3 protein-coding genes are annotated in these 4,267 nt (G+C 66.8%); 2 read left to right on the top strand and 1 reads right to left on the bottom strand.

The genetic code is table 11. From position 1 onward, the window contains the following. Positions 1-306 precede the first annotated feature (306 nt). Together D7V77_RS40565 and D7V77_RS40570 are read left to right on the top strand one after the other, a co-directional pair. Entirely contained in the window at positions 307-2,514 is a 2,208-nt protein-coding gene (locus tag D7V77_RS40565; RefSeq protein ID WP_120581530.1) for a bifunctional (p)ppGpp synthetase/guanosine-3',5'-bis(diphosphate) 3'-pyrophosphohydrolase, read from the top strand. A 79-nt stretch (positions 2,515-2,593) separates the two neighbouring features. Then, the gene (locus tag D7V77_RS40570) at positions 2,594-2,980 is read left to right on the top strand and encodes a RidA family protein (RefSeq protein ID WP_120581531.1); all 387 of its coding nucleotides are present in this window, start codon (positions 2,594-2,596) and stop codon (positions 2,978-2,980) included. Positions 2,981-3,069: 89 nt separating this feature from the next. Here D7V77_RS40570 and D7V77_RS40575 read toward each other — a convergent pair. Beyond that, the coding region (locus D7V77_RS40575) for a thioredoxin domain-containing protein (RefSeq protein ID WP_158624585.1) at positions 3,070-4,267 on the bottom strand (1,198 nt) is incomplete at its 5' end.

Raw genomic sequence — 4,267 nt, forward strand, 5'->3', positions numbered from 1 at the left:
GGGCGGGGTCGTGGCCGCCGGACGGGGGGCCGGAGCGGCCTCTTCCATCGCCTGGCCGCACAGTGCGCAGGTGGCCGAGCGTGCCGGGTTGAAACCGTCACAATTCGGGCAGACCACCGGGAGCGCGGACAGCAGAAGCTGAGACATGGGCAGAGGGCCAATCTAGGGGGGCGTGAAACGCCGGGTCAACGAAAGCCTCGGACCAATTTCCAGGGCGCCCGGGCCTCCAGGACCCGGCGGGGCACGCGATGTTCCAGGGTAACGTTGCCCCTGCTGTTTGAGGCAGTTACGATTGTCACCGCCTCGATGATTCGCCTGAACGACATCCTGCAGCGGGTTGCGTCGTACCACCCGGACCCCGACCTGGACATCATCAAGAAGGCGTACGTCTACTCGGCCAAGGTCCATCAAGGGCAACTCCGCAAGTCGGGAGAGCCCTATCTCGTCCACCCGCTGGAGGTGGCGGGCATCCTCGCGGAGCTGAAGCTGGACGAGGCGTCCATCGTCACCGGCCTGCTCCACGACACCATCGAAGACACGCTCGCCACCGCGGAGGAGCTCACGGAGCTGTTCGGTCCGGAGGTCGCCCAACTGGTGGACGGCGTGACGAAGCTGTCCAAGTTCTCCGCGTCCGCGACGCTCTCCCAGGAGGAGAAGCAGGCGGAGAACTTCCGCAAGATGATCATCGCGATGGCGCAGGACATCCGCGTCATCCTCGTGAAGCTGGCGGACCGCACGCACAACATGCGGACGCTGGATCACATGTCCGAGGAGAAGCAGGCCCGCATCGGACAGGAGACGCTGGACATCTACGCGCCCCTGGCCAACCGCCTGGGCATCTCCTGGATCAAGACGGAGCTGGAGGACCTGTCCTTCCGCTACGTGAAGCCCCAGGAGTTCTTCGCGCTGGAGGAGCAGCTCAACAAGCGCAAGAAGGAGCGCGAGGCGTACATCGAGGACACCTGCGACCTGATGCGCGCCAAGCTCCAGGAGCGCGGCCTCAAGGGCGACGTCAGCGGGCGCTTCAAGCACGTCTACAGCATCTGGAAGAAGATCAAGTCGCAGGGCATCGACTTCGATCAGATCCACGACATCATCGCGTTCCGCATCATCGCGCCGTCGGTGCCCTCCTGCTACGAGGCGCTGGGCATGGTGCACCAGATGTGGAAGCCGGTGCCCGGGCGCTTCAAGGACTTCATCGCCATCCCGAAGCCCAACATGTACCAGTCCCTGCACACCACGGTGATTGGTCCGTTGAGCGAGCGCGTGGAGGTGCAGATCCGCACCTCGGAGATGCACAAGATCGCCGAAGAGGGCATCGCGGCGCACTGGGCCTACAAGGAAGGCCGCGCGCCCATCTCCAAGGACGACGAGAAGTTCGCCTGGCTGCGCCAGCTGATGGAGTGGCAGCAGGACCTCAAGGACCCCAAGGAGTTCCTGGAGACGGTGAAGGTCGACCTCTTCACCGACGAGGTCTTCGTCTTCACGCCCAAGGGCGACGTGCGCAGCCTGCCGCGCGGCGCGACGCCGGTGGACTTCGCGTACGCCATCCACTCGGACGTGGGCGGCCGGTGCGTGGGCGCCAAGGTGAACGGCAAGATTGTTCCCCTGCGCTACAAGCTGAAGAACGGCGACACGGTGGAGGTGCTCACCAGCCCGCAGGCGCACCCGTCCAAGGACTGGCTCACCTTCGTCAAGACGAGCCGCGCGCAGCAGCGCATCCGCGGCTTCATCAAGCAGCAGCAGCGCGACAAGAGCCTGCAGCTGGGCCGTGAGCTGGTGGAGCGCGAGTTCAAGCGCTTCCAGCTCAACTTCAACAAGCTGGTGCGCTCCGGCGAGGTGAAGAAGGTCGCCGAGGAGCTGGGCTTCCGCGTCGAGGACGACATGCTGGTCGCCATCGGCTACGGCAAGGTGACGCCGCAGCAGCTGGTGATGCGCCTGGTGCCGCAGGAGAAGCTGGCGCAGGCGGAGCCGCCTCCGCGTCCCACGGACGGCAACGGTACGGGGGCGAACGCGTCCATGCTGCCGGGCCTGTCGCGCATGACGGACCTGGCCAAGCGGCTGGTCGGGCGCAACAGCCGCAGCGGCGTCCAGATTGGCGGCGTGGACGACGTGCTGGTGCGCTTCGGGCGCTGTTGCAACCCCGTTCCCGGAGACCCCATCGCGGGGTTCATCACCCGGGGGCGGGGCGTGACGGTGCACACGGTGGGGTGTGAGAAGGCCCTGGCCACGGACCCCGAGCGGCGCGTGGACGTGTCCTGGGACGTGAAGGGCGACTTCAAGCGGCCCGTCACGCTGCGCGTGCTGACAGCGGACCGGCCGGGCCTGTTGGCGGACATCACCAACACGTTCTCCAAGAAGAGCGTCAACATCTCCCAGGCGAACTGCCGGGCCACCGGCGACGACCGGGCCGTCAATACCTTCGAGGTCACCATCTCCGACCTCAAGCAGCTGACGGACCTGATGCGCTCCATCGAGCGGTTGACGGGCGTCTACTCGGTCGAGCGAATCTAGCCCTGTCCTGTGCTACAGCCCGCGGCGGACCCGCGGCCCCCGTCCTCCTTGGGGGCCGCCGCAACGCGAGGTGTGCTGCATGGCGCGCAAGGCAATCCACTCCGACGACGCCCCCAAGGCGATTGGCCCCTACTCCCAGGCCGTGCAGGTGGACGCCGGGAAGATGACGTTCCTGTCCGGCCAGATTCCCCTGGATCCGAAGACGATGGAGTTGGTCCCCGGTGACGTCGTCGCGCAGGCCGAGCAGGTGATGAAGAACCTGCAGGCCGTGCTCGCCGCCAGCGGCCTGGACTTCAGCCACGTCGTGCGCTGCACCATCTTCCTCACCAACCTGGGTGACTTCGCCAAGGTGAACGAGGTGTACGGCCGCGCCTTCACCGGCTCCCCTCCGGCCCGCGCCACCGTGCAGGTGTCCGCGCTGCCGCGCGGCTCCCAGGTGGAGATCGACGCCATCGCCGTCTCCTGACGCCGCACCGGGGACTCGCTGGAAACACGAAGGCCGCCGGTTCCCGCTGAGGGAGCCGACGGCCTTTGTGCTTCAACAGCGGGGAGGGGCTACTTCGCTTCCGCCGCCATCGCGACGCCGGCCTTCTTCAGCTCCTCGTCGATGACCTTCTTGAAGGCCTCGAAGGGCTGCGCACCCACCAGCGTGCGGCCGTTGATGAAGAACGTCGGGGTGCCGTTGGCGCCCTTGGAGGAGCCGTCCGCCATGTCCGCCTCGATCTGCTTGTCGAACTTGCCCGACTCCAGGTCCGTCTTGAACTTGTTCACGTTCAGGCCGATTTCCTGGGCGTACTTCTCCAGGCTGGCGCGGTCCAGAGCGCGCTGGTTGGCGAAGAGCTTGTCGTGCATCTCCCAGAACTTGCCCTGCTCGTTCGCGGCCATGGAGGCCACGGCGGCGAGCTTCGCGTTCTGGTGGAAGGGCAGGGGCTGGTGCTTGAAGGCGAACTTGACCTTGCCCTTGTAGACCTTCTCCACCTGCTCGATGGTCGGCACGGCGCGGCTGCAGAAGGGGCACTCGAAGTCGGACCAGGCGACGATGGTGACGGGCGCGTTCTTCGGGCCACGCACCGGGGCGTTGCCCACCTCCACCTTCTGCACTTCCGGCTCGGCGGGCGCCGCGGGGGCGGCCGGAGCGGCGTTCACGTTGTCCTGGTTCAGCTTGGCGTAGAGGTCCTCCGCCTTGGTGCCGGCGGCGAGCGCCTTGTCGGCCTTGGCGATCTCCTGGTCGATGAGGGGCTTGAAGGCCTCGAAGGGCTGCGCGCCGGAGAGGAAGCGGCCGTTGATGAAGAAGGCCGGGGTGCCGTTGGCGCCCACCGCCATGCCCGCGGAGGAGTCCGCGTCCACCTTCGCGGAGATCTTGCTCGACTCCAGGGCGGCCTTGAACTTGTTCATGTCCAGGCCCAGCTCCTGGGCGTACTTCTCCAGGTCACCGCGCTCCAGGGCGCGCTGGTTGGCGAAGAGCTTGTCGTGCATCTCCCAGAACTTGCCCTGCTCGTGGGCGGCCATGGAGGCCTGCGCGGCGATCTTCGCGTGCGAGTGCATGGGCAGCGGCTGGTGGCGGAACACCACGCGCACGTCCTTGCCGTAGGTCTCCTTGATCTTGTTCAGGGTCGGCACGGCGCGGCTGCAGAACGGGCACTCGAAGTCGGACCACTCGACGATGGTCACCTTCGCGGTGGCCGGGCCGAAGGAGGGGGAGTCCGCGGGGACTTCCACCTTCTTCGCGGCGGCGGCGGGCTCCGCCTGCTGC

This window comes from Corallococcus sp. CA041A (assembly GCF_003612075.1).
In the GTDB taxonomy this organism is placed as follows: Bacteria; Myxococcota; Myxococcia; order Myxococcales; family Myxococcaceae; genus Corallococcus; species Corallococcus exiguus.